The 18,251-nt window shown below is 71.3% G+C and carries 17 protein-coding genes and 2 tRNA genes; 13 read left to right on the top strand and 6 right to left on the bottom strand.

Features of this window, described 5'->3' with window-relative positions; all coding sequences use genetic code 11:
* Positions 1 to 30: 30 nt before the first annotated feature.
* From ACZ4XD_RS08625 to ACZ4XD_RS08610, 4 genes are all read left to right on the top strand, one after another.
* On the top strand, positions 31 to 1,443 hold the full coding sequence (locus ACZ4XD_RS08625) for an AAA domain-containing protein (protein ID WP_468039541.1): 1,413 nt from the start codon (positions 31 to 33) through the stop codon (positions 1,441 to 1,443).
* Positions 1,444 to 1,547: 104 nt separating this feature from the next.
* Positions 1,548 to 1,931 carry a hypothetical protein gene (locus tag ACZ4XD_RS08620; protein WP_063770801.1) on the top strand — a complete coding sequence of 128 codons (384 nt, stop codon included), beginning with the start codon at positions 1,548 to 1,550 and terminating at the stop codon, positions 1,929 to 1,931.
* Between the two features lie 184 nt (positions 1,932 to 2,115).
* On the top strand, positions 2,116 to 2,751 hold the full coding sequence (locus ACZ4XD_RS08615; protein WP_468039538.1) for a bifunctional DNA primase/polymerase: 636 nt from the start codon (positions 2,116 to 2,118) through the stop codon (positions 2,749 to 2,751).
* A 56-nt stretch (positions 2,752 to 2,807) separates the two neighbouring features.
* Positions 2,808 to 2,881 (top strand) — tRNA-Lys (locus ACZ4XD_RS08610).
* A 59-nt stretch (positions 2,882 to 2,940) separates the two neighbouring features.
* Here the strand turns inward: ACZ4XD_RS08610 and ACZ4XD_RS08605 are convergent.
* Positions 2,941 to 4,182, bottom strand: a complete 1,242-nt coding sequence (locus ACZ4XD_RS08605) for a M6 family metalloprotease domain-containing protein (protein ID WP_468039536.1) — start codon at positions 4,180 to 4,182, stop codon at positions 2,941 to 2,943.
* Between the two features lie 359 nt (positions 4,183 to 4,541).
* Here ACZ4XD_RS08605 and ACZ4XD_RS08600 point away from each other — a divergent pair, with 359 nt between their 5' ends.
* Entirely contained in the window at positions 4,542 to 6,356 is a 1,815-nt protein-coding gene (locus ACZ4XD_RS08600) for a putative bifunctional diguanylate cyclase/phosphodiesterase (RefSeq protein WP_468039534.1), read from the top strand.
* Between the two features lie 145 nt (positions 6,357 to 6,501).
* On the opposite strand, the gene ACZ4XD_RS08595 is transcribed toward ACZ4XD_RS08600, so the two are convergent.
* The 3 genes from ACZ4XD_RS08595 to ACZ4XD_RS08585 form a co-directional block, all read right to left on the bottom strand.
* Positions 6,502 to 7,626 carry an LLM class flavin-dependent oxidoreductase gene (locus tag ACZ4XD_RS08595; RefSeq protein WP_468039531.1) on the bottom strand — a complete coding sequence of 375 codons (1,125 nt, stop codon included), beginning with the start codon at positions 7,624 to 7,626 and terminating at the stop codon, positions 6,502 to 6,504.
* A 147-nt stretch (positions 7,627 to 7,773) separates the two neighbouring features.
* Complete coding sequence (locus tag ACZ4XD_RS08590) at positions 7,774 to 8,499, bottom strand: maleate cis-trans isomerase family protein (protein WP_468039529.1); 726 nt, start codon at positions 8,497 to 8,499, stop codon at positions 7,774 to 7,776.
* Between the two features lie 146 nt (positions 8,500 to 8,645).
* A complete protein-coding gene (locus ACZ4XD_RS08585; RefSeq protein ID WP_468039527.1) occupies positions 8,646 to 9,557 on the bottom strand; it encodes a maleate cis-trans isomerase family protein in 912 nt (303 codons plus the stop codon).
* Between the two features lie 208 nt (positions 9,558 to 9,765).
* Between ACZ4XD_RS08585 and ACZ4XD_RS08580 the strand changes: the two genes are divergently transcribed.
* Both ACZ4XD_RS08580 and ACZ4XD_RS08575 read left to right on the top strand, forming a co-directional pair.
* On the top strand, positions 9,766 to 10,731 hold the full coding sequence (locus tag ACZ4XD_RS08580) for a D-2-hydroxyacid dehydrogenase (protein ID WP_468039525.1): 966 nt from the start codon (positions 9,766 to 9,768) through the stop codon (positions 10,729 to 10,731).
* An 81-nt stretch (positions 10,732 to 10,812) separates the two neighbouring features.
* The gene (locus tag ACZ4XD_RS08575) at positions 10,813 to 12,240 is read left to right on the top strand and encodes an amidase (RefSeq protein WP_468039523.1); all 1,428 of its coding nucleotides are present in this window, start codon (positions 10,813 to 10,815) and stop codon (positions 12,238 to 12,240) included.
* On the opposite strand, the gene ACZ4XD_RS08570 is transcribed toward ACZ4XD_RS08575, so the two are convergent.
* A complete protein-coding gene (locus ACZ4XD_RS08570) occupies positions 12,237 to 12,737 on the bottom strand; it encodes a DUF3830 family protein (RefSeq protein ID WP_423607617.1) in 501 nt (166 codons plus the stop codon). The genes ACZ4XD_RS08575 and ACZ4XD_RS08570 overlap by 4 nt on opposite strands.
* Before the next feature lie 110 nt (positions 12,738 to 12,847).
* Between ACZ4XD_RS08570 and ehuB the strand changes: the two genes are divergently transcribed.
* The 6 genes from ehuB (at position 12,848) to ACZ4XD_RS08540 (ending at position 17,252) form a co-directional block, all read left to right on the top strand.
* On the top strand, positions 12,848 to 13,786 hold the full coding sequence (ehuB, locus tag ACZ4XD_RS08565; RefSeq protein ID WP_468039521.1) for an ectoine/hydroxyectoine ABC transporter substrate-binding protein EhuB: 939 nt from the start codon (positions 12,848 to 12,850) through the stop codon (positions 13,784 to 13,786).
* On the top strand, positions 13,783 to 14,514 hold the full coding sequence (ehuC, locus tag ACZ4XD_RS08560; protein WP_468039519.1) for an ectoine/hydroxyectoine ABC transporter permease subunit EhuC: 732 nt from the start codon (positions 13,783 to 13,785) through the stop codon (positions 14,512 to 14,514). The genes ehuB and ehuC overlap by 4 nt, the downstream gene beginning before the upstream one ends.
* A 32-nt stretch (positions 14,515 to 14,546) precedes the next feature.
* The gene (gene ehuD / locus ACZ4XD_RS08555) at positions 14,547 to 15,164 is read left to right on the top strand and encodes an ectoine/hydroxyectoine ABC transporter permease subunit EhuD (RefSeq protein WP_042155561.1); all 618 of its coding nucleotides are present in this window, start codon (positions 14,547 to 14,549) and stop codon (positions 15,162 to 15,164) included.
* On the top strand, positions 15,154 to 15,996 hold the full coding sequence (gene ehuA / locus ACZ4XD_RS08550) for an ectoine/hydroxyectoine ABC transporter ATP-binding protein EhuA (protein WP_468039517.1): 843 nt from the start codon (positions 15,154 to 15,156) through the stop codon (positions 15,994 to 15,996). Before ehuD ends, ehuA begins: the two co-directional genes overlap by 11 nt.
* Positions 15,997 to 16,313: 317 nt before the next feature.
* Positions 16,314 to 17,072 carry an IclR family transcriptional regulator gene (locus ACZ4XD_RS08545; RefSeq protein ID WP_398832398.1) on the top strand — a complete coding sequence of 253 codons (759 nt, stop codon included), beginning with the start codon at positions 16,314 to 16,316 and terminating at the stop codon, positions 17,070 to 17,072.
* 106 nt (positions 17,073 to 17,178) lie between these two features.
* Positions 17,179 to 17,252: transfer RNA gene (locus ACZ4XD_RS08540), tRNA-Lys, on the top strand.
* An 89-nt stretch (positions 17,253 to 17,341) separates the two neighbouring features.
* On the opposite strand, the gene ACZ4XD_RS08535 is transcribed toward ACZ4XD_RS08540, so the two are convergent.
* Positions 17,342 to 17,935, bottom strand: a complete 594-nt coding sequence (locus ACZ4XD_RS08535; RefSeq protein WP_190146608.1) for a lytic polysaccharide monooxygenase auxiliary activity family 9 protein — start codon at positions 17,933 to 17,935, stop codon at positions 17,342 to 17,344.
* Positions 17,936 to 18,251 lie beyond the last annotated feature (316 nt).

Raw genomic sequence — 18,251 nt, 5'->3', positions numbered from 1 at the left:
GCCCTCGACCGCCCTGGAGAACCCTCCCGTATGACGGCCACTCAGGACCCGTACCTCCCACGCCCTTCGGACAGCGACGGAACCACCACGGACGGTCCCTTCGACCCCGCCGCCGCGGCCGCCGCGGCGACCGACGCGATCCTGCGGGACACCCTGCACGGCACCCGGCGCGGCGTGGTCGTGGACTCCCCGCCCGGCGCCGGCAAGTCCACCCTCGTGGTGCGGGCGGCCCGCGAACTCGCCGCCGCCGGACGCCCGTTGATGGTGGTCGCGCAGACCAACGCCCAGGTCGACGACCTGGTGCTGCGGCTCGCCGAGAAGGATCCGCAGCTGCCGGTCGGCCGGCTGCACAGCAGTGAGCCCGGCGCGTTCGACCCGGCGCTGGCCGAGCTGCCCGCGGTCCGTACGTCCGCGAAGATCGCCGATCTGGCCGGGCTGGACATCGTGGTCTCGACGGCCGCGAAATGGGCGTACACCAAGGTCGACGAGCCATGGCGGCACGCCATCGTGGACGAGGCGTATCAGATGCGCTCCGACGCGCTGCTGAGCGTCGCCGGGCTCTTCGAGCGGGCGCTCTTCGTCGGCGATCCGGGCCAGCTGGACCCCTTCAGCGTGGTCGGCGCGGAGCAGTGGGCGGGGCTGGCCTACGACCCGTCGTCCAGCGCGGTCTCCACCCTGCTGGCGCACAACCCCGATCTGCCGCAGCACCGGCTGCCGGTCTCCTGGCGGCTGCCCGCCTCGGCGGCGCCGCTGGTCTCCGCCGCGTTCTATCCGTACACCCCGTTCCGCAGCGGCACCGGCCACGGCGACCGCCGGCTGGCGTTCGGGGTGGCGGGCGACGGCTCCGGCGTGGACCGGGTGCTGGACGAGGCCGCCGAGTCCGGCTGGGGCCTGCTGGAGCTTCCGGCCCGCCATACGCCGCGTACGGACCCGGAGGCGGTCCGCGCGGTGGCCCATGTCGTGCGCCGGCTCCTCGACCGCGGCGGCGCCACGACCAGCGAGGCCCACGGGGCAGCGGAGGGGGCCGCGGCCGCCCCGGCACCGCTGACCGCCGGCCGGATCGCGGTCGGCACCGCCCATCGCGACCAGGCGGCGGCCGTCCGCGCCGCGCTCGCCGGGCTGGGGGTGACCGGCGTCGCGGTGGACACCGCCAACCGTCTCCAGGGCCGCGAATTCGATGTCACGGTCGTCCTGCATCCGCTGTCCGGCCGGCCCGACGCCACCGCCTTCCATCTGGAGACCGGACGGCTGTGTGTGCTCGCCTCCCGCCACCGGCACGCCTGCATCGTGGTGTGCCGGGCGGGCGTCGCCGACCTGCTGGACGAACACCCCTCGACCGAGCCGGTCAGCCTCGGCGTCACGGTCAAGTTCCCGGACGGCTGGGAAGCCAACCACGCCGTCCTCGCCCATCTCGCGGAACACCGGGTGACCTGGCGCCCTTGACGGCGTCACCCGGACGGCGTCCGGCCGCGGGTACGGCCACTCCCCGGGGCCCACTTGCGCGCAGCGGGACAATGGAATGCGGCACACGATCTGGAGGTAGGTACATGTCCGAGCCGCGACCGGCTCCCGACCCGCGTGGTACGGCGCCCGGACCACGGCGGATGAAGCCCGCGCAGCTGCTCTTCGAGCCGCCCGAGGCCGTCGCCGACCCCGAGCACTTCTTCGGCCTGGAGTCGATGGAGGACCCGCGCGAGCTGCTCGGCCGCGCCACGGAGCTGACCCTGGCCTTCCGCGCCGCGGCCGACCGCGCCACGGAGTTCCAGGCGCTGGCCGCCGCCCAGCTGTCCGACCCCAGCCGGTTCGACCGACTGCCGCTGGCCGTGCTCGCCGAGCAGGCGGAGTGGACCGAGGACTACGCGCAGAAAATGATCGAGTTCGGCCGCAGCCTGATGCGCAGCGGCAGCACCCTGCCGGGCGACATGGACTGACCGCCCCGGCCCCGACGGCCCCCGGGAATCCCACCCGTCCGACCTGCCTCACCAGCGGCCCATGGTCCATGATCATGGGCCGCTGGCATATGCGAGGGGGGAAAGATAGCGGCTCCCCCACCGTCCCGTCCCGTTTTCCGCCAATCGGCCAAGTACCGCATGCCGGCTGGGTAGACCTGTCCCCATGAGCGACTGGCTGCCTGAGACCCCCCGCACCCTGGCCTTTCCGACCGCGGCGTATGTCACCCTCGCGGGCGCCGACTGGCTCGCCTCAGCCAGCCCCCATCCGGACGAGATGCACGCCCTGTGGGCCACCCGTCCGGCCGCGCCCAGCGCCCTGCCCTGCGGTACCGCCTTCGACGTGATCAACGCCCCGGCGCTCTTCGGACGCCGCATGGTGGACCGCTTATGGTCCGACGGCCCCGGCTCGGGCCCGGTGGCGGCGCACCGCGGCCGCATCCTGCTGTTCGCCGCCCCGGGCACGGCCCAGCGGCTGCCGGCGCTGCTCGTGTGGGAGGAGTGGGCCACCGCCGTCCCGCCGCTGCTGTGCCACGGCAGCGGTGACGCGGTCACCATCCCGCCGCTGCACCCCCGCCGGAGCCCGGCCGTGGACCGGACCGCGGGCACCGGCACCCCGGCCGACGAGGACCCCGCCGGCCCGTCCGCCTCCCGCTGGCTGGTGGCACCGGATGTCCGCAACCCCTGGCTGCCCGGCCCCGACGTACTGCTCTGGGCCTGTGTCCGCGCGGCCCGCTCGATGGCCGGCCCGGCGCCTGAAACCGCAGCTCAGCACCCTGTTTCGCTGCTGACCGCGGGCTGAGACAAACCGATTTTTGTCCTCCCCGACCATGATGCTAATGTTTTCCCCGTCAGCAGGCGCCGCTAGCTCAGTTGGTTAGAGCAGCTGACTCTTAATCAGCGGGTCCGGGGTTCGAGTCCCTGGCGGCGCACAGACAGTCGAAGGCCCCCACTCCGGTGGGGGCCTTCGTCGTCTCGGCACAGCGCCCGGTCAGCCGCGGTTCACCTTCACCGCCCAGTCCCCGTCGACCGTCCGGCCCTCGACCTGGATGCGGACGCCGTCCTCGGCGTCGTCCAGGCTCTCCCCCACCCCCAGCGGCGCGTCCGCGAGCGGCGGATAGACCGAGGTGCCCCAGCAGGCCGAGGTGGCCGGATGCCCGTCGAGCACCTGCACCGGGCCCGACCCGGAGGCCGTCCGGCTGTGCACGCGGTAGACCAGGACGCCCTCGGTGCACAGGGAGCGGTCATTGCCCATGGCACCGCGTGCCTCGATGGCGAGTGCGCTGTCGGGGCCGGTACGGACCACCAGCAGCCGGGGGCGGCGCTGGGCGCGGGGCTCCTTGGGGGCGGACAGCGGCCGCAGGGAGTGCATGGCGGGCCCGGCCGGGTCGACACAGTCAACCTGGCTGTCGGCGATCCAGCCGAGCTTCCACTTGTGCCAGGCGAACGGGTCGGGCGCCAGTCCGAACTGGCTGCCCATGAGGTCCCAGTCGCCGACGTAGGTGTCCCAGTCGCCCTTGCCGTCCTCCGGCCGGTGGTAGAGGTCCGGCAGGTCGAAGACGTGCCCGGTCTCGTGGGCGAGGACGTTGCGGTCGGGCAGGCGCTGCTCGAAGACGGTGACGAAGCGGCGCAGATCGTGGTCGTCGGCGTGCATCGGCCGGTCGAGGTTGACGACCTTGGTGGCGTCCGAGTCGACGCCGGGGGCGTCCGGGTCGGCGACGAAATAGACCACGTCGTAGCGGCTGAAGTCGATGGACGGGTCGGCGGCGGCGACCGCGTCGTGCAGGTAGGACGAGCGCCGGCCGGCGTCCCAGTCGCGCCGTATCCCGTAGGCGGCGGACGGGCGCGGCATCCGCACCCAGTGGCGGTGGATGTGCGGGCGCAGCCGGAACTTCCCGTAGGAGGCGCGGTCGAAGAAGCCGGAGGTGGCCGGGAAGTAGGCGCGGGACAGCTCCTGGGGCGCCGAGAGGGGCCGGGCGTCCGGGAAGGACAGGTAGATCATCACGGCGTTGAGCGGGCGGTCCGGGCGGGGATAGGACCCGTTCCAGCTGTCGACGCCCTCGGAGTGGTGCGCGTCGGTGCGTCCCAGGGCGCACGGGAGCACGGCCTCGGAGGCGGTGGCGGGTCCGGCGACGATGGAGGTCGCGATGAGCGCGCTCAGAGAGGTGACGACGGCCGCGACGCGCCGCAGACCGCGGCGCTCCACCCCGTCGAGCGTCTGGGCGCGCGGCACACATACCTCCAGGGACGGATTCGGAGACCTCATCTACCCTGTGGCGATTTAATGCTATTCGTCCTGTTTTGAAGGCCCGGACGAGTGACCGGCGCGTCTTGGCCCTCCCGTAACGGAAAGTCACAAACGACCAAGGGGGCAATCCGTACGAACAGAGCCGGGCAGAAATGGCTGAAGTTCCGTCACGCGGGCGGGCGATCACGGCTGCGTCGCTGGATCGGCCGTCGTGCCAGCCTCTATGATCGCCACACTTTCCAGCGCGAGACCCCCCTCCATCACGAGACAGCGCCACGCGGGAGCGAGCAGTGAGCGGACACCCCGACAGCCCGGGCCGCACGCCCGGAGCGACGCTCCCCTCAGTGACGGAGCGTGAGGACACGACCAAAGAATCGACCGAGGCCCGGCCGGCCCCGAGCGGGCACGGCGACGGCACCGCCGCCTCGCTCGGCGACTACCGCGCCACGTTCTACGCGGCGCGGGTGGCGATGGCCGTCCTCAACCGCGACGGCCTGGTCCTCGCCGCCAATCCGGCCTTCGGCGAGCTGGTCGGTACCGACCCGGACGGGCTGGTCGCCGCCACCGCGGCCGACCTCACCGACCTCGGCGCCGACCCACGGGTGTGGACCGCCTACCGCGAGGTGCTGTGCGGGCGCAGCGACCGGATGCGCTGCACCCGCCGCCTCAAACATCCCGAAGGGCACTCCGTCTGGGTGGAGGTGACCGTCGAGCCGCTCACCCCGGAACCGCTCAGCGGTGAGGAGCGGATGCTGCTGTCGGTGGCGGACATCAGCGACCGGCACGATCTGCTGGCCCGGCTCCGGCACCTCCAGATGCACGACCCGGTGACCCGGCTGCCCAACCGGGCGCTGTTCTTCGAGCGGCTCGCCGCCGCCCTGGAGACCGCCTCCACCGCCCCGTCCGGCACCGGCCGCATCGGACTCTGCTACCTCGACCTGGACGGCTTCAAGGCCGTCAACGACACCCTCGGGCACCGCGTCGGCGACCGGCTGCTGAGCGCGGTGGCGCAGCGGCTGACGCGCTGCGCTGAGGCGGCCGCGGACCGCGGGCCGGGCCGTGGCGGGCACCTGGTCGCACGGCTCGGCGGCGACGAATTCGCTCTTTTGGTGGAGGACTCCACCGGCACCGACCAGCTGGCCGAGCTGGCCCAGAGCGTGCTGGACGCACTGCAGCGCCCGTTCGACCTGGCCGGGCAGCGGCTGTCGGTCTCGGCGAGCATCGGCGTCGTGGAGCGGACCGCCCCTGGCACCACCGCGACCGGCCTGATGCAGGCCGCGGACACCACGCTGTACTGGGCCAAGGAGGACGGCAAGGCCCGCTGGACGCTCTTCGACCCGGAGCGCAACGCCCACCGGATGACCCGGCAGGCGCTCTCCAGCACCCTGCGCCCGGCCGTGGACCGCGGCGAATTCACCCTGGAGTACCAGCCGCTGGTCGGGCTGGGCGACGGCCGCGCGCAGGGGGTGGAGGCGCTGGTGCGCTGGCGGCATCCGCAGTTCGGGACGTTGTCGCCGAATCGGTTCATCGCCCTGGCGGAGGAGAACGGCGCGATCGTCGAGCTGGGCCGCTGGGTGCTGGAGCGGGCCTGCTATCAGGCGCGCGCCTGGCAGCTGGCCCACCCCGCCGAGCCGCTGTTCGTCAGCGTCAATGTGGCCGTACGTCAGGTCTGGGACTCCGACCTGGTCGCGGATGTCGCCGGGATCCTCGCCGAGACCGGGCTGCCGCCGGAGCTGCTCCAGCTGGAGCTGACCGAGTCGGCGGTGATGGGCTCGGCCGGCCGCCCGCTCCAGGCCCTCCAGGCGCTGAGCGACATGGGCGTACGGATCGCCATCGACGACTTCGGCACCGGCTACTCCAACCTCGCCTACCTCAGCCGTCTCCCGGTCTCCGTACTGAAGCTGGACGGGTCCTTCGTCCGCGGCTTCCGCTCGCAGGAGCATCCCAACCCGGCGGACGAGATGATCGTGGAGGCGCTGGTGGCGCTGGCACACCGGCTCGGCCTCACGGTCACCGCCGAGTGCGTGGAGAGCGCCGAGCAGGCCGAACGGCTCCGCCGGATCGGCTGCGACACCGGCCAGGGCTGGCTCTACTCCCGCCCCGTCGCCCCCGACCGCGTCGCGGCCCTCCTCGACGCGGGCCGGCACACGGGGGCCTGAGGGGCCGGGGCGACAGAGGAATCACCGGCGCGGGCGGACCCCCGTTCCGCCCGCACCGGAAAGGAATCCCGCCGCAACGGCGCGCCACCCCCGCGGCGAGGGCCGGCGGCATCACCACCGGCCGCGACCACCACGTACGAACGCCCTACCCCGGCAGGCCATACGCGTCGGCGATCAGCTCGTACGAGCGCAGCCGGGCCGCGCCGCCATGCGCGTTGGCGGTGATCATGAGCTCGTCGGCGCCGGTGCGCTTGGCGAGATCGTCCAGGCCCTGGCGGACGGCGTCCGGGGTGCCGTGGACGACATTGCCGAGCCAGCTGTCGACGAAGCCCCGCTCCAACTCGTTGAAGCGGTACGCCTCGGCCTCCTCCGGGCTGGGGACCAGGCCGGGGCGGCCGGTGCGCAGCCGGACCATGGACAGCGCGCCGGTCATGACCTGGCGGCGGGCCTCGTGCTCCGATTCGGCGGCCAGCGCCGCGACCCCGATCAGGGCGTACGGCTCCGCCAGTGCCTCGGAGGGGCGGAAGGACGCGCGGTAGAGGTCCAGCGCGGGGAGGGTGTTGGCCGCGGAGAAGTGGTGCGCGAAGGCGAACGGCAGGCCGAGGGAGCCGGCCAGCCGGGCGCTGAAGCCGGAGGAGCCCAGCAGCCACAGGGGCGGACGGTGCGGGTCCTGGACCCCGCCCGGTGAGGTGGCCTGGACCGGGCCGGGGACGGCGTGGATCTTGGCGTACGGATGGCCGTCGGGGAAGGAGTCGTCCAGGAACCGGGTCAACTCGGCCAGCTGCTGCGGAAATTCATCCGCACCTTCATGCAGCCTCTCGGTCCGGCGCAGCGCGGCCGCGGTGGCTCCGTCGGTGCCCGGTGCGCGGCCCAGGCCCAGGTCGACCCGGCCGGGGGCCATCGCCTCCAGGGTGCCGAACTGCTCGGCGATCACCAGCGGGGCGTGGTTGGGCAGCATGACGCCGCCGGAGCCGAGGCGGATGCGCTCGGTGTGGGCGGCGAGGTGGGCGAGCAGCACCGCGGGCGAGGACGAGGCGACGCCGGGCATGGAGTGGTGCTCGGCGACCCAGTAGCGGTGGAAGCCGCGGCGTTCGGCCGTACGGGCGAGGTCGACGGCCGTGCGCACCGCGCTGGAGGCGGTGCTGCCGGCCCCGACCGTCACCAGGTCGAGCACCGACAGCGGGACGGGTGCGGTGCCCCGGGCGGTGCCCCGTATCCCGTCGCCGGCCGTCTCGCCGCCGGCCCGGATCTCCTCGTCTTCGCCGCTCACGGTGCGGGTCCTCCTCGCTTCGGTGGTCTGCGAGGAGGACAACCGGAGACGTTCTCCACTTATTCCCGGGTCAGATCCCCGGCGCCGCACCGCGGTCGGCGGGGGCCGCCGGACCTCCTTCGTCCAGGGCCCCCGGCCGAGCGCCTCCTAGGAGTGCGCGGTCCGCGAGAAGAGGGTGCCGAGCGCCGGACAGTTGATCGTCCGGTCGAGCAGCCGGAGCCCCTCCCAGGCCGTGACCTGATTGGCGGTGAGCACCGGCTTGCGCAGCTCCGCTTCGAGGGCCGGCAGATGTTCGGCGGTGTGCAGCGCGGTGTCGGGCAGCAGCACCACCTCGGCGTCCGGGTGGTCACCGGCGCGGGCGAGCGCCAGCACCTCCTCGACGCCCCAGGTGCCGACCTCCGCGGCGGTGATGATGCCGCTGCCGCGGGTCGAGACGACCTCCGCCCCGGCGGACTTCAGGAAGGCGTGGAAGCGCTCGGCCACGTCGTCGGGGTAGGTGGCGGCGATCGCGACCCGCCGGGCGCCGAGCGCCTGGACGGCATGGGCGAAGGCGAACGACGTACTGGAGGCGGGCAGGCCGGCGGTGGCGGACAGCTCCCTGACCTGTTCGTGGGCGCCCTCCCAGCCGAAGACGAAGCTGGCGCTCGTACAGGCCCAGACGACGGCCTCGGCGCCGCGCTCCTTGAGCTCGTCGACGCCGGCCGCCAGCCGCCCGGCGGAACCCATCTCCAGCAGCGCGTCGACGCGGTGGGCGTCCTCACCGATGTCGGTGTGGACGAGCGGCAGGCGGACCGTGCCGCCCAGCAGCGTTTCGAGCCGGAGGTAGTCGTCCTCCGCGGAGTGGCCGGGGTAGAGGAAGCCGACCGATGCCATGCAGTTCTCCCTTGCGTGTACGGCTGCGGGGGTGTTCGCGGGTGCGGGTGCGCTCACGGGTGGCGCGGTGACGCGGGGAAGGAGTGCTGCCGGCGAGAGGGACGGCGCCGGCAGCATCCGGGGTGGAGGCCGGGTTCGGACCGGCCTCAAACCGGGGGCAGACCACCCGTGTCATCGGGCGGATACGGCGGCGGATCCAGGCCGTCGAGGGGCTCCCCCTCCGGTGGGGCGGGGGGCCCGGCGAAGGCCGCCTCGGGGGTCGGCCCCGGCACTCCTTCCACGGGTCCGCCCGCCGCTCCCGTCATCGCGGCCGGACCGCGCCGTGCCACCGGGTCGAGCAGCGCCTGGTACGGGCCCACCGCCTGGACCCCGATGGCGCGCAGCGCGGCCCACATCGTGACCTGGTTGGCGGACAGCACCGGCATCCGCAGCTCGGCCTCCAGCTGCGGGATGACGTCGTACGTCGGCAGGTTCGTACAGCTGATGAAGAGGGCATCGGTGGCGCCGACGACGGCCGCGCGGGCCATGTCGACGACATCGCGGTACGGCACCTTCCAGATGTGCCGGGTCAGCCCGAGGTAGGCCCGGCCGGTGACCGTGATGCCGGCCTCACCGAGGTAGTCCTCCAGGGAGTCGGTGACCGATTTCGTATAGGGCGTGACCACGGCGATGCGCCGCGCGCCGATCTCGCGCAGCGCTTCGATCAGTGCGCCCGAGGTGGTGAGGGAGGGAACCTCCCCCGCCTGGACCATGGCGGCACACATGGCCCGCTCCCCCGCCACACCCCCGACAAAGCTGCCGGAGGTGCAGGCATAGGAGATGACCTGCGGAGATACCGCACACAGAGCCTGGACGGCAGCGTCCAGCGTTTCGTGCTCGCTCACCATTCGGGCCAGGTCGAGGCTGACCTCGACGGGCACAAAAGGGGTGCGGGTGAGGTGGAGGGACACGTCGTCGGGCACCCAGCGCCAGAGCTCTCGGTCGAGCGCGAAGTCGAAGGGAGCGACGACACCCACGCCGAGCTGCGGCTGTGGGCCACCCAGAAAAGAGACGTCCATGAAGGCCCCTAGAAGAAACGAAGGGCTGGATCGGCCAGGCCAGTGGCCGGAGGATGAGGTGCAACCGGATCAAGCCGGGACGTCGGTACAGAGCCGTTGTTGACACGGTAGATACGACTTCCTAGCGTGGTCAATCCTCGCATCTCAGGCATCTGTCGGCGCCCCTTTTCAGTGAAAGGGGCTCACGTTTCAGAACGGTTTCTGACCTATGTCCGAACGCACCGTCCTCGTCCTCGGATCCGACCCGCCACCGAAGCTGGACCGGCTCACCGGCCGGGCTCGGGTGATCTTCACCGATGAGGACTCGCTCGCCGACCGACTGCCCACCGCCGACGTGCTGTTGGCCTGGGACTTCACTTCCGATGCGATCCGCAGAGCCTGGCCGGAGAAGGGCCCCAGGCCCGGCTGGGTGCACACCGCGAGCGCCGGTGTGGATCAGCTCCTGTGCCCGGCACTGGTCGCCGACGACACCCTGGTGACCAACGCCCGGGGCGTCTTCGAGCAGCCGATCGCAGAGTACGTGGCCGGCCTCGTGATCGCCATGGCCAAGGACTTCTACGGAAGTTGGGAGCTCCAGCGGCAGCGGCGCTGGCAGCATCGCGAGACCCTGCGGCTGGCCGGCAGCCGGGCCGTCGTGGTGGGCTCCGGGCCGATCGGCCGGGCCATCGGCAGCACCCTCCTGGCACTCGGTGTCAAGGTCGATCTGGTCGGCCGCCGGGAGCGCTCGGACGATCCGCAGTTCGGCCTCGTCCACGCGAGTGAGGCGCTGAACGACCTGCTGCCCCGGGCGGATTGGGTGATCTGCGCGGCGCCCCTGACCGAGGCCACCCGCGGCCTCTTCGGCAAGGCGGCGTTCGCCAGGATGCCGCCGCGGGCCCGGTTCATCAACGTCGGACGCGGGCCGCTGGTGGTCGAGGACGCATTGATCGCGGCGCTGCGCGAGTGGCGGATCGCGGCGGCGGCACTGGACGTCTTCGAGGAGGAGCCGCTCACCCCGGACAGCCCCCTGTGGGACGTCCCGCATCTGATCGTCTCGCCCCACATGAGCGGCGACACCCTGGGCTGGCGGGACGCCCTCGCCGAGCAGTTCCAGGACAACTTCGAGCGGTGGACGGCGGGCGAGCCGCTGGACAACGTCGTCGACAAGCGGCTCGGGTACGTGCCGGTGAAGTGACGGGCCGGCTGCCGGCCCCGGCGCGGCAGCCGCGCTCCCCCGCCGCCGTCCCGTCCGGGGCGGCCAACGCTCGGAGGACGCATGACCACCGAACCGACCCACCTCGCCGACCTCGGCGCCACCCGGCTCACGGCCGGGTACGCGGCCGGCGAGTTCTCCCCCGTCGAGGCGGTCCGGGCGGTGCTGGAACGCGCCGAGGCCGCGCAGGCCGCGACGAACTGCTTCACCCTGATCGACGCGGACGGGGCGCTGTCCGGCGCCAAGGAGTCGGCGGAGCGCTGGCGGGCCAAGGAGCCGGCCGGGCCGGTGGACGGGGTGCCGGTCACCGTCAAGGACCTGATCCTGACCCGGGGCACCCCGACGCTGCGGGGTTCGCGCACGGTCCGGGCCGAGGGGCCGTGGGAGGAGGACGCCCCGTCGGTCGCCCGGCTGCGGGAGTCCGGTGCGGTGTTCGTCGGCAAGACCACCACCCCGGAGTTCGGCTGGAAGGGCGTCACCGACAGTCCGCGGCACGGGGTGACGGGCAATCCGTACGACCCGGCGCGCACCGCGGGCGGCTCCAGCGGCGGCAGCGCGGCGGCGGTGGCCCTGGGCGCGGGCCCCTTGAGCCTGGGCACGGACGGCGGGGGCTCGGTGCGGATCCCGGGGTCGTTCTGCGGGATCTTCGCGCTCAAGGCGACCTACGGGCGGGTGCCGCTCTATCCGGCGAGCCCCTTCGGGACCCTGGCGCATGTCGGGCCGATGACCCGGGACGCGGCGGACGCGGCGCTGATGATGGAGGTGATCTGCGGGGCGGACTGGCGGGACTGGTCCCAGCTCGGTCCGGCCGCCGGCTCGTTCCGGGAGGCGCTGGCCGGGACGGTCTCCGGGCTGCGGGTGGCGTTCAGCCCGTCGCTCGGCTGGGACGTGCCGGTGGCGCCGGAGGTCGCCGCGGCGGTCCGGTCGGCCGTCGACACGCTCGCCGGGCTCGGCGCGGTCGTCGAGGAGATCGACCCCGGCATCACCGATCCGGTGGAGGCCTTCCACACGCTGTGGTTCAGCGGCGCGGCCCGGGTGGTGCAGCACCTGGACGACGCGGACCGGGCGCTGCTCGACCCGGGGCTGCGGGAGATCTGCGAGCAGGGCGCCCGCTACAGCGCGCTGGACTATCTCGCCGCGGTCGATACCCGGATGGCGCTCGGTCAGGCCATGGGCCGCTTCCACAGCGCCTACGACCTGCTGGTGACACCGACCGTGCCGATCACCGCCTTCGAGGCGGGCGCCGAGGTCCCGGCCGGCTCGGGCCACACCCGCTGGACGGGCTGGACGCCGTTCACCTACCCCTTCAACCTCACCCAGCAGCCCGCCGCGACGCTGCCCTGCGGAGTGGACGCGGACGGACTGCCGATCGGCGTCCAGCTGGTCGGCGCACGGCACGCGGACGCGCTGGTGCTGCGCGCCGCGCATGCCCTCTACGAGGCGGGGACCGCGGCGATCCCCGCGCCGCCTGCCGTCCGGGGCGCGCCCTAGACCCGCCGGAAGTTGAGGGTCTCGCCCAGGGCGCCGGCCCGCCACAGGTCCTGGCAGGCATCGGCCATCCGGTCCAGACCGTCGACGACACTGCCCCACACGATGCCCGGAACCCAGCCCGCGTCACCGTTGATCAGTAGATTGTTGCGCTCGTAGAAGAGCGCGAGATCGACGACGGTGGCGCGGCCCTGGTGTGCGGCCTGGCTCTCGTAACCGTAGGACTTGGTGCCGAGTTGGGTGTCGGTGAAGGTGAAGTAGCACAGATCGCCGGGGATCGGGGTGATCGTCGGATTCTCCAGCGGCGGCTCCTCCGGAGCGAACGGCTCCATCAGCGCGTAGATCTCATTGCGGGCGTACTTGGCGTGATAGACGTCGCCGCCGAGTGGGAGGGCGTCCCATACGGCATTGCAGGTGATCGGCGCGCGGTCGTCGAGCAACTTGGCCGTGCAGCTCACGCCGCGCTTGTCCAGGGAGACTTCGATGAAGCGATCGGTCATGCCCCGATCGTAGGTGGGCAATACCGGCGTACGGAACAAGTCCGAGGCGCTTCTATCAAGGGCTGGAAACGATCGGCATATGTATGAGGCGTTCGGGTAGCCGCGCGCCCATGGCTCCACCACAGGAGAACACCAAAATGATCAAGAGAAAATTGGCAAGCGGCATCCGCCGCCGCTCGCTGCTCGCGGGGGTAGCGGCGCTCGGCGCAGCGGGTGCGGTGGGATCGGCCGCGGGCTGCTCACAAGTCGATGTGTCCGGCGCGACCGGCGGCGGACATCTCCTTGAGGATCTGCGGAAAAAGGGCACCGTTCGCATGGGAATCGCCAGCGAACCGCCCTACGCCTCGATCAACAGCAAGGGCGAGCTGACCGGCGAGGCCCCGGCCGTCGCCAAGACGATCTTCCGGCGGCTGGGGATCAAGAATTTCGAGCCGGTACCGGTCGAATTCGGTGCGCTGGTGCCCGGTCTGCATTCCTTCCAGTACGACGTGATCGTCGCGGGCATGTTCATCAACAAGGACCGCTGTGCGGCCGTCCTCTTCTCCGACCCGGACTACGAGAGCAAGGACGCCTTCCTCGTACGGAAGGGAAACCCGGACAACATCCATTCCTATGCGGACATCGCCAAGGGGAAATACCGGATGGGTTCCGGTATCGGCTATGCGGAGATCGACTACGCGGTCGGCAATGGCGTCAAGAAGGACGAAATCCAGACCTACGGTGACCAGATCGCCGGGATGGAGGCCCTGGAAGCGGGCCGTATCGACGTCTTCGCCGGCACCGCGCTGACCATGATCGAGGCGCTGAAGACCGGGGGCCACCCCAAGGTGGAGATGACCCGGCCCTTCACCCCGGAGGTCGACGGGAAGCCCCAGCGGGACGGCGGCGGCTACGGCTTCCGGCTCGGCGAGACCAAGCTCCGCGACGCCTTCAACAACGAGCTGCAGAAGATGAAGAAGAGCGGCGAACTCCTGCGTATCGCCAAGCCGTACGGCTTCACCGAGGAGTTCATGACCGACCTCACGGCGAAGGAGCTCTGTAAAAAGTGACCGGAGCACTGTGGGGACTTTTCTTCGAAGGTCTGTGGATCACGATCCAGCTGATGGTCTACAGCGCCGCCCTGGCGGCCGTCGTCGCCTTCGGCATCGGCCTGTCACGCACCTCGCGGTTCTGGATCGTGCGCTTCCTGTCGGGTGTCTATGTGGAGTTCTTCCGCGGCACCTCGGCACTGGTCCTGATGTTCTGGCTGTTCTTCGCGCTGCCGCTGCTGGGCTGGCAGCTGGTCGGCATCTGGGCGGGCACCCTGGCGCTGGGGCTGTCATACGGCGCGTACGGCTCCGAGGTCGTCCGCGGCGCGCTCCAGGCGGTGGCCCCCGCCCAGCGGGAGGCGGCCATCGCGCTGAGCTTCACGCCCGGGCAGCGGCTGCGGAAGGTGATCCTGCCGCAGGCCATTCCCGAGATGATGCCGCCGTTCAACAACCTGCTGATCGAGCTGCTCAAGGGCACCGCGCTGGCCTCGCTGCTGTCGATCGGTGAACTCACCTTCCAGGCCAAGCTGGCCCGGCTGTCGACCGGCCAGAGCGCCGAGATCTACGGCATCATCCTCGTCCTGTACTTCGCGGTCGCGTTCGTGCTGACCCGGATCATGCGGGTGCTGGAGCGCCGCGCCAAGGCCTCGGTCGGCCGGGCGGTGCCCAAGGGCGAGGGCTGGTTCTCCCGCAAAATCCCCGTCGAGCAGCAGGGTCCCGACGCGCTGGCCACCGGAGGAAAGCCGTGAACAACTGGTCATGGAGCTACATCGGGGAGATCATGCCCGAGATCCTCAAGGGACTGTGGATCACCATCCAGGCGACGTTCTACGGCTCGCTGGTGTCCTTCGCGCTCGGGTTGGTCTGGGCGATGGCCCTGCGCTCGCGGAGCCGCTGGGTGACCTGGCCGGTCAGCGTCTTCGTCGAGTTCGTCCGCAACACCCCGCTGCTGGTGCAGCTGTTCTTCCTGTTCTTCGTGCTGCCCGGCTGGGGGCTCACCTTCGCGCCGCTGACCACCGGCGTCATCGGCCTGGGGCTGCACTACTCGACGTACACCTCCGAGGTCTACCGCGCCGGTATCGACGGGGTGCCGCCCGGCCAGTGGGAGGCCGCCACGGCGCTGAACCTGCCGCGCCGGCGTACCTGGATCGCGGTGATCCTGCCGCAGGCGTTCCGCCGGGTGGTGCCCGCGCTCGGCAACTACGTCATCGCGATGTTCAAGGACACGCCGCTGCTGGCCGGTATCACCGTCGCCGACATGCTGTTCCAGGCGAACAGCATCAGCGCCACCACCTTCGACTACCTGGAGCCGATCACCGTCGTCGGCATCCTCTTCGTGGTCATCTCCTACCCCACTTCTCTCCTCCTGCGAGCCCTGGAGCGTCGTCTTGTCCGCTGACAGCACCCCCTCGAAAGAAACGACCCCCTCGGCGGACGGCGGCACCTCCCGGCCGGAGTCCGGGGGAGGCACCGAGCTGATCCGCTTTGACCATGTCACCAAGCGGTTCGGGACCAACACCGTCCTGGATTCCCTGGACTTCACCGTCTCCTCGGGCAAGCACGTCACCCTCATCGGCCCGTCCGGTTCCGGCAAGACCACGATTCTGCGGCTGCTGATGACGCTGCTGAAGCCCGATGAGGGCACCATCAAGGTCGGCGGCGCCTATCTCACGCACGAGGAGAAGGCCGGCAAGCTCGTACCGGCCGGGGAGAAGCACATCCGCGAGGTGCGCAAGAACATCGGCATGGTGTTCCAGCAGTTCAACCTCTTCCCCAATATGAAGGTGCTGCGGAACATCACCGAGGCACCGGTCCACGTCCTGGGGATGGAGAAGGACGCCGCCGAGGAGCGGGCCCGCGAACTCCTCGACCTGGTGGGCCTGACCGAGCACCTCGACAAGTACCCGACCCAGCTCTCCGGCGGCCAGCAGCAGCGGGTCGCCATCGCCCGCGCGCTGGCGATGCGCCCCCAGGTGCTGCTGCTGGACGAGGTGACCTCGGCGCTCGACCCCGAGCTGGTGGCCGGGGTGCTCGACGTCCTGCGGGACATCGCGCACACCACGGACATCACCATGCTCTGCGTCACCCATGAGATGAACTTCGCCCGGGACATCTCCGACGACGTCCTGATGTTCGACGCGGGCCGGGTCATCGAATCCGGTTCCCCGGAGAAGATCTTCACGGAGCCGGAACACGAGCGCACCCGGGAATTCCTGAGCGCCGTGCTCTGACCGGCACACCGCAGGCCGTGAGTTCGGGTGGTGGACCCTCGCCGGGGGCCACCACCCTTCTCGTCCGCGGGGGCCGGGGACCACACGGCGTACGGCCTCCAGGGTGCCAGCACTGTGACCTTGGCATATGCCAAGGTCGCGCGCCCCAGTACAGCCGACCGGGGCCCGCTTCTTTTCGGTCAAGACCCTCTCCCCCGACGGCCGTTGGCCGCTATCGTGAGGGAAGCCCCGTTGCCCGGGAGCGGCCGCGCCAGCCCCGGCCGTGACCATCGACGGCGGTCACGACGCAAGCGGTAACAACCTGCTAGGGGGACACCGTGGCGCTGAAGCCCGAGCCGACCGCGCCGTTCCATTCGGTGCAGTACGCCCTTCGCGTGCTCGAAACGGTCTCCAGGCACGCCGAGGGCGTGACCGATGCGCAGATCGCCCGCGAGACGGGCCTGTCCCCGGGCCAGCTCGGCCACATGCTGGCGATGCTCCGGCGCGAGGGCTATGTCGAGCAGGTCACCGACGGCGCGTATGTCATCGGTGAATCGCTCCTGCTCCTCGGCTCGGGCGGCGATCGCGACCAGGCGCTGCGTGACAAGCTCCAGCTCACCCTTGACCAGCTGCGCGACTCGGTCGGCGCGGCCGTCTACATCAGCCGGTACATCGACGGCGAGGTGAAGATCCTCCACTACGCCGACGGACCGCTGGCCCCCAAGGTCAACGAGTGGGCCGAATTCCACCGCACGGCGCACGCCAGCGCGATCGGCAAGTGCCTGCTCGCGCAGCTCGACCACGACGGCCGCAAGGACCATCTCTCCCGCCACAAGACCGCCCGACTCACCTCGCGGACGATCACCAACGAGAAGGTCCTGTTCCACAAGCTCGACAGCCAGCCGCCCACGGTCCCCGTGCTCGATCTCCAGGAGTACGCCGTGGGCACGGTCTGCGCGGCGGTCCCGATCACCGCCGGTGCGACGGTCGGGTGCCTCGCGCTGTCGATGCCGCTGGAGCACGCCCACCGACTGCGCCAGGCGGCCGACACCCTCAATCGTCAGGCCGCCCCGGTCCTGCTGTCCCTGGCCATCTGAACCGGGCGCGGGCCGCGTCGCACGGCCGGCGGTGCCGGAGGGCCCTATTCCGCGGCCATGGTTCTGAGCACCCCTCTCGACCAGGTAGTATTTCTTTCGTCAGCGCGCGCCGCTAGCTCAGTTGGTTAGAGCAGCTGACTCTTAATCAGCGGGTCCGGGGTTCGAGTCCCTGGCGGCGCACGTATCGAGTGGGCGTTTCCGGTTCTCCGGAAACGCCCACTTCGTTGTGTCCGGCGGCCGGGCCCTTCCGGCACCGCCCGGCGGCGGCGTCAGGAGAGGTCGACGTCCGAGCAGGCGTAGAAGGCGTTGCCCGTGTCGGCGATGTTCCAGACGCCGAGGATGAGGTGGCGGCCGGACTTCTGGGTGGGGACGGTGCCCTGGTGCTGGACGGTCGCGTCCGGCTGCGCACCGCCCATGGGGACGGTCATGAAGGGCTCGGGTTCGAGGTCGGCGCGGGTGAGCGGCTTGCCCGGGTCGTAGCCGTCCTTGGTGATGAAGTACTGGAAGTCCGTGGTGGCATGACGTGCCGTCAGCCGCCAGGTGAAGGTGTAGCCCTGCCCCGGGGAGAGCTTGGTGCCGGGCCAGCCGCCGCCGCGCGGATCGTCGAGTTCGGCGAAGTTCTCATGGCCGCCGGAGCAGATCTTGCCGTCCGCGGGACCGGCGGCCGGGAAGCCCTTGGGGGCCTCGACGCTCTGCGGTTCGTACTGGATCGCGCCACAGTCCTTGACGGTGCCATTGGCGCAGAGCGCCTGGCGGCTGGGGGGCGCGTCGCTGTAGCCGTGGCCGGCGGCGCTGCTCGTCGAGAGGAGGGACACACCGAGGACGCCGAGGCCGATCACGGCAGCACTGATCTTTTTGCGCATGCTTCGCTCCTGAAGAACGTGGGGGGAGTTCCATGAGCCGAGAGGGAGAGGCAGTGCGGTCTAGACCAAAGAGCAGGTTAAGCGGCGGCGTCTCGACATGTCCATACCAAGGTCCGGACCAATGTCCGGGCCGGGGCGGGGGCGAGTACAGGACCGGGTGAGGGAGCAGGGTGAGGGAGCAGGGTGAGGGAGCAGGGTGAGGGAGCAGGGTGAGGGAGCAGGGTGAGGGCAGGGGTGAGGGCAGGGGTGAGGGCCGCACCGACGGCGGCCGTTTTGACGCACGGCGGAAGGGCGGCGGCGCGGGCGGGAGGAGCGC

The sequence above is a fragment of the Streptomyces sp. NPDC029466 genome, assembly GCF_055574515.1.
Note: the sequence above shows the minus strand (reverse complement) of the source record. Positions and strands in the feature narration are given on the sequence as shown.